Origin of the sequence: Brevundimonas sp. SPF441, from assembly GCF_009661015.1 — a bacterium.
In the GTDB taxonomy this organism is placed as follows: Bacteria; Pseudomonadota; Alphaproteobacteria; order Caulobacterales; family Caulobacteraceae; genus Brevundimonas; species Brevundimonas vesicularis.
The window spans coordinates 1-5,791 of the sequence record NZ_WJWX01000048.1 but is presented as its reverse complement, the minus strand read 5'-3'; the positions used below and the strand labels follow the sequence as shown (position 1 = coordinate 5,791).

The window sequence follows — 5,791 nt, the reverse complement described above, 5'->3', positions numbered from 1 at the left end:
ACTGTCAGAATCCGCTTGCTGACAAAGAGGGTGCTCCGTATAGAGCCGCCTCGCTCGGAAACGGGCTGGCCGGCGGGGCGGCGGGGATGAAGATCTCCAAGGTCCCGCGGAAGAAAGGAGCGAAAAACTTCTTGCTTTCATCGGTTGGTTTAACTAGGTTCCGCGCTCCAATCGAATCGCCGACGGGTTTTTAGAGGTAAGCCTCGCTTTCCTCCGGTGGTTTCTTGCGGTCTGAAGGGTTCGCTCTTCTCTCCGAAAGATCTCTGAAAAGAGCGGTTGACACGGGGTTTGCGGTTCTCTAAATCGCCGCCTCCGCCGACGACACGGCGCTAAACGGTCGGGCCTCTTCGGAGGTTCCAGGTCTTTGACATTGTTGATTTGGAAAGAGAAACGCAGGCGGCGGTGTTCTTGCGATGACCCTAGCAGGTCATCATACGACACTGACTATCTGCGGTCTTTTTGAAAAGATACCATGCGTCGGTCTTCGGATCGATGACGTGGGAACTCGTCAATAAAATACGTAGAACTAATGCCAAGACCGCTTCGGTGGTCTTCAAGCTTAGGTCAGAAGTCAACTCAACCTGAGAGTTTGATCCTGGCTCAGAGCGAACGCTGGCGGCAGGCCTAACACATGCAAGTCGAACGAACTCTTCGGAGTTAGTGGCGGACGGGTGAGTAACACGTGGGAACGTGCCTTTAGGTTCGGAATAACTCAGGGAAACTTGTGCTAATACCGAATGTGCCCTTCGGGGGAAAGATTTATCGCCTTTAGAGCGGCCCGCGTCTGATTAGCTAGTTGGTGAGGTAAAGGCTCACCAAGGCGACGATCAGTAGCTGGTCTGAGAGGATGATCAGCCACATTGGGACTGAGACACGGCCCAAACTCCTACGGGAGGCAGCAGTGGGGAATCTTGCGCAATGGGCGAAAGCCTGACGCAGCCATGCCGCGTGAATGATGAAGGTCTTAGGATTGTAAAATTCTTTCACCGGGGACGATAATGACGGTACCCGGAGAAGAAGCCCCGGCTAACTTCGTGCCAGCAGCCGCGGTAATACGAAGGGGGCTAGCGTTGCTCGGAATTACTGGGCGTAAAGGGAGCGTAGGCGGACATTTAAGTCAGGGGTGAAATCCCGGGGCTCAACCTCGGAATTGCCTTTGATACTGGGTGTCTTGAGTATGAGAGAGGTGTGTGGAACTCCGAGTGTAGAGGTGAAATTCGTAGATATTCGGAAGAACACCAGTGGCGAAGGCGACACACTGGCTCATTACTGACGCTGAGGCTCGAAAGCGTGGGGAGCAAACAGGATTAGATACCCTGGTAGTCCACGCCGTAAACGATGATTGCTAGTTGTCGGGATGCATGCATTTCGGTGACGCAGCTAACGCATTAAGCAATCCGCCTGGGGAGTACGGTCGCAAGATTAAAACTCAAAGGAATTGACGGGGGCCCGCACAAGCGGTGGAGCATGTGGTTTAATTCGAAGCAACGCGCAGAACCTTACCACCTTTTGACATGCCTGGACCGCCAGAGAGATCTGGCTTTCCCTTCGGGGACTAGGACACAGGTGCTGCATGGCTGTCGTCAGCTCGTGTCGTGAGATGTTGGGTTAAGTCCCGCAACGAGCGCAACCCTCGCCATTAGTTGCCATCATTTAGTTGGGAACTCTAATGGGACTGCCGGTGCTAAGCCGGAGGAAGGTGGGGATGACGTCAAGTCCTCATGGCCCTTACAGGGTGGGCTACACACGTGCTACAATGGCGACTACAGAGGGTTAATCCTTAAAAGTCGTCTCAGTTCGGATTGTCCTCTGCAACTCGAGGGCATGAAGTTGGAATCGCTAGTAATCGCGGATCAGCATGCCGCGGTGAATACGTTCCCGGGCCTTGTACACACCGCCCGTCACACCATGGGAGTTGGTTCTACCCGAAGGCGCTGCGCTGACCGCAAGGAGGCAGGCGACCACGGTAGGGTCAGCGACTGGGGTGAAGTCGTAACAAGGTAGCCGTAGGGGAACCTGCGGCTGGATCACCTCCTTTCTAAGGATGCTTCTCCAGGCCGTCTCTCACGAGGCTGTCTATTGAGGCTCCAATAAACGGCGGAACGCCGCCGTCTCCGTTTCTCTTTCCACTTTCGTCACCGACGCCTCGACCATACGGGTCGTTGAGTTGGTGACGCGATCGCGAGCCTGGGTGTTTATGACCCGGCTGTCGCTGCCATAGGCCCGTAGCTCAGGTGGTTAGAGCGTACGCCTGATAAGCGTAAGGTCGGCAGTTCGAGTCTGCCCGGGCCTACCAGCCCTGCTGGACTCCAGCCTTGGACAGTATCGTATGACAGCTCTCCTGGGCTTCGCACCATTCCTGATGGAATGGGGCCATAGCTCAGTTGGTAGAGCGCCTGCTTTGCAAGCAGGATGTCGTCGGTTCGACTCCGTCTGGCTCCACCAGGATCTTGTGATCGCATTCAAGTTTGCCGTCGGCCTTCGGGTTGGCGTGCATTGATATCGTAAAGGAAGAACGTGACCGGCTCCCCTGAGCTTTGAGGTCTTGTTCGAGAAGAAGACATTGTCTGACAAAAATCAGGCTTGGTCCCCCGGCATCTTTCCAGTCGGGCGGAATAAACCAAGCATGAGTTTTGCTGAGAAACGATCAAACGTTGAAGGGCTTCTGACGGATGCCTTGGCGTAGAGAGGCGATGAAGGACGTGGCAAGCTGCGATAAGAACCGGGGAGGCGCTAGCACCCTTTGATCCGGTTATTTCCGAATGGGGAAACCCACCTTTACAGTCTTCCAACTCTGCTCTTCGGGGCAGCGATTGGCGGATTGTTGAAAGGTATAATGAGCTGAATACATAGGCTTCATTAAGCGAACCCGGGGAACTGAAACATCTCAGTACCCGGAGGAAAGGACATCAACCGAGACTCCCGTAGTAGTGGCGAGCGAACCGGGACCAGGCCAGTGCTCTTGTGAAATAAAGACGAACGATCTGGAAAGGTCGGCCATAGTGGGTGAAAGCCCCGTAGTCATCAAACAGCAAGAGACTCGAGTAGGGCGGGACACGTGAAATCCTGTCTGAACATGGGGGGACCACCCTCCAAGCCTAAGTACTCCTCTACGACCGATAGTGAACAAGTACCGTGAGGGAAAGGTGAAAAGCACCCCGACAAGGGGAGTGAAACAGATCCTGAAATCGGAAGCCTACAAGCAGTCGGAGCCGCCAAGCGCGGTGACGGCGTACCTTTTGTATAATGGGTCAGCGACTTCATGTGTCGAGCAAGCTTAAGCCGTTAGGTGTAGGCGCAGCGAAAGCGAGTCTGAATAGGGCGCTAAGTTCGACGTATGACGACCCGAAACCAGGTGATCTATCCATGAGCAGGTTGAAGGTTGGGTAACACCAACTGGAGGACCGAACCCGTGAATGTTGAAAAATTCTGGGATGACTTGTGGATAGGGGTGAAAGGCCAATCAAACCTGGACATAGCTGGTTCTCCGCGAAATCTATTTAGGTAGAGCGTCCGACGAATTCCTTGGGGGGTAGAGCACTGGATGGTTGCGGGCTGCGCGAGCGGTACCAATACTAACCAAACTCCGAATACCCAAGAGAACTATCGGGCAGACACACGGCGGGTGCTAACGTCCGTCGTGAAAAGGGAAACAACCCTAACCATCATCTAAGGCCCCCAAGTCACGGCTAAGTGGGAAACGATGTGGGATTGCTTTGACAATCAGGAGGTTGGCTTAGAAGCAGCCATCCTTTAAAGAAAGCGTAACAGCTCACTGATCAAGCGATCCTGCGCGGAAAATGTAACGGGGCTCAAGCCGTGCGCCGAAGATATGGGTTTGCAGTTTACTGCAAGCGGTAGCGGAGCGTTCCGTAGGCCGGTGAAGGTCAGGCGTGAGCCTGGCTGGAGGTATCGGAAGTGAGAATGCTGACATGAGTAACGATAAGAGTGTGAGAGACACTCTCGCCGAAAGACCAAGGGTTCCTGCGTAAAGCTAATCTGCGCAGGGTTAGTCGGCCCCTAAGGCGAGGCTGAAAAGCGTAGTCGATGGGAAGCAGGTAAATATTCCTGCACCAGCTGGAAGTGACGGATGGCTTAACTCGTACCCACTTATTGGATTGTGTGTGCGGGGGCGTTGTCCCAGGAAATAACTCCAGCAGAGACCGTACCCGAAACCGACACAGGTGGTCAGGTAGAGCATACCAAGGCGTTTGAGAGAACTATGCTGAAGGAACTCGGCAAATTGCACGCGTAACTTCGGAATAAGCGTGACTCACCTTGCGCAAGCAGGACTGAGTGGCACAAGCCAGGGGGTAGCGACTGTTTAGCAAAAACACAGGGCTCTGCGAAGCAGCAATGCGACGTATAGGGTCTGACGCCTGCCCGGTGCCTGAAGGTTAAAGGGAGATGTGAAAGCGTCGAACTGAAGCCCAGGTAAACGGCGGCCGTAACTATAACGGTCCTAAGGTAGCGAAATTCCTTGTCGGGTAAGTTCCGACCTGCACGAATGGCGTAACGACTTCCCCACTGTCTCCAGCATAGGCTCAGTGAAATTGAATTCCCCGTGAAGATGCGGGGTTCCCGCGGTCAGACGGAAAGACCCTATGAACCTTTACTATAGCTTCGCCTTGGCGTTAGCGACCGTATGTGTAGGATAGGTGGGAGACTATGAAACCGGGGCGCCAGCTCTGGTGGAGTCGTCCTTGAAATACCACCCTTACTGTCGTTGACGTCTAACCGAGGGCCGTTATCCGGTCCCGGGACATGGCGTGGTGGGTAGTTTGACTGGGGCGGTCGCCTCCTAAAGTGTAACGGAGGCGCGCGATGGTGGGCTCAGACCGGTCGGAAATCGGTCGTCGAGTGCAATGGCATAAGCCCGCCTGACTGCGAGACTGACAAGTCGAGCAGAGACGAAAGTCGGCCATAGTGATCCGGTGGTCCCGAGTGGAAGGGCCATCGCTCAACGGATAAAAGGTACTCTAGGGATAACAGGCTGATTTTGCCCAAGAGTCCATATCGACGGCAAAGTTTGGCACCTCGATGTCGGCTCATCACATCCTGGGGCTGGAGCAGGTCCCAAGGGTATGGCTGTTCGCCATTTAAAGTGGTACGTGAGCTGGGTTCAGAACGTCGTGAGACAGTTTGGTCCCTATCTGCCGTGGGTGTTCGAAGCTTGAGAGGATCTGTCCCTAGTACGAGAGGACCGGGATGGACATACCTCTGGTGTACCTGTCATGGCGCCAGCTGTGCAGCAGGGTAGCTAAGTATGGAATAGATAACCGCTGAAAGCATCTAAGCGGGAAACTAACCTCAAAACAAGGCTTCGCTGAGGATCGTGGAAGACTACCACGTTGATAGGCCAGGTGTGGAAGTGGGGCGACCCATGAAGCTTACTGGTACTAATAATCCGATCGGTTTGATCGTTTCTCAGCAAAACTCATTCGATGATTGCTCCTTGACCAGAGCAATCTCAGACAATGTCTTCTCATCATCCGCTGTCCCCCTGGTTGACCTGGTGGCTATGTCGGAGGTTCCCCACCCGATCCCATTCCGAACTCGGTCGTTAAGCCCTCCAGAGCCAATGGTACTTCGTCTCAAGGCGCGGGAGAGTAGGTCGCCGCCGGGTCTACCAGGCGGACAGCCGATGATGAACAAACGCCGCAATCGCGGGCCTTCTCGATCCGTTCTTCCTTCACGATACACTACCGTTTGCCGCGGGATGGAGCAGCCCGGTAGCTCGTCAGGCTCATAACCTGAAGGTCGTAGGTTCAAATCCTACTCCCGCACCCAA

At 54.4% G+C, this 5,791-nt stretch carries 1 protein-coding gene, 3 tRNA genes and 3 rRNA genes; all 7 read left to right on the top strand.

Annotated elements, in window-relative coordinates; genetic code table 11:
* A partial coding sequence (locus tag GGC30_RS16590; protein ID WP_228763793.1) for a hypothetical protein occupies positions 1-194 on the top strand: 194 nt, incomplete at its 5' end.
* A 383-nt stretch (positions 195-577) separates the two neighbouring features.
* Positions 578-2,038, top strand: a 16S ribosomal RNA gene (locus tag GGC30_RS16060).
* 181 nt (positions 2,039-2,219) lie between these two features.
* Positions 2,220-2,296 (top strand) — tRNA-Ile (locus tag GGC30_RS16055).
* A 73-nt stretch (positions 2,297-2,369) separates the two neighbouring features.
* Positions 2,370-2,445 (top strand) — tRNA-Ala (locus GGC30_RS16050).
* A 200-nt stretch (positions 2,446-2,645) separates the two neighbouring features.
* Positions 2,646-5,424: ribosomal RNA gene (locus tag GGC30_RS16045) — 23S ribosomal RNA — on the top strand.
* A gap of 87 nt (positions 5,425-5,511) precedes the next feature.
* Positions 5,512-5,626: ribosomal RNA gene (gene rrf, locus GGC30_RS16040) — 5S ribosomal RNA — on the top strand.
* The 16S, 23S and 5S rRNA genes sit together here with 3 tRNA genes alongside, the layout of an rRNA operon.
* An 87-nt stretch (positions 5,627-5,713) precedes the next feature.
* Positions 5,714-5,790 (top strand) — tRNA-Met (locus GGC30_RS16035).
* Position 5,791: the final 1 nt, after the last annotated feature.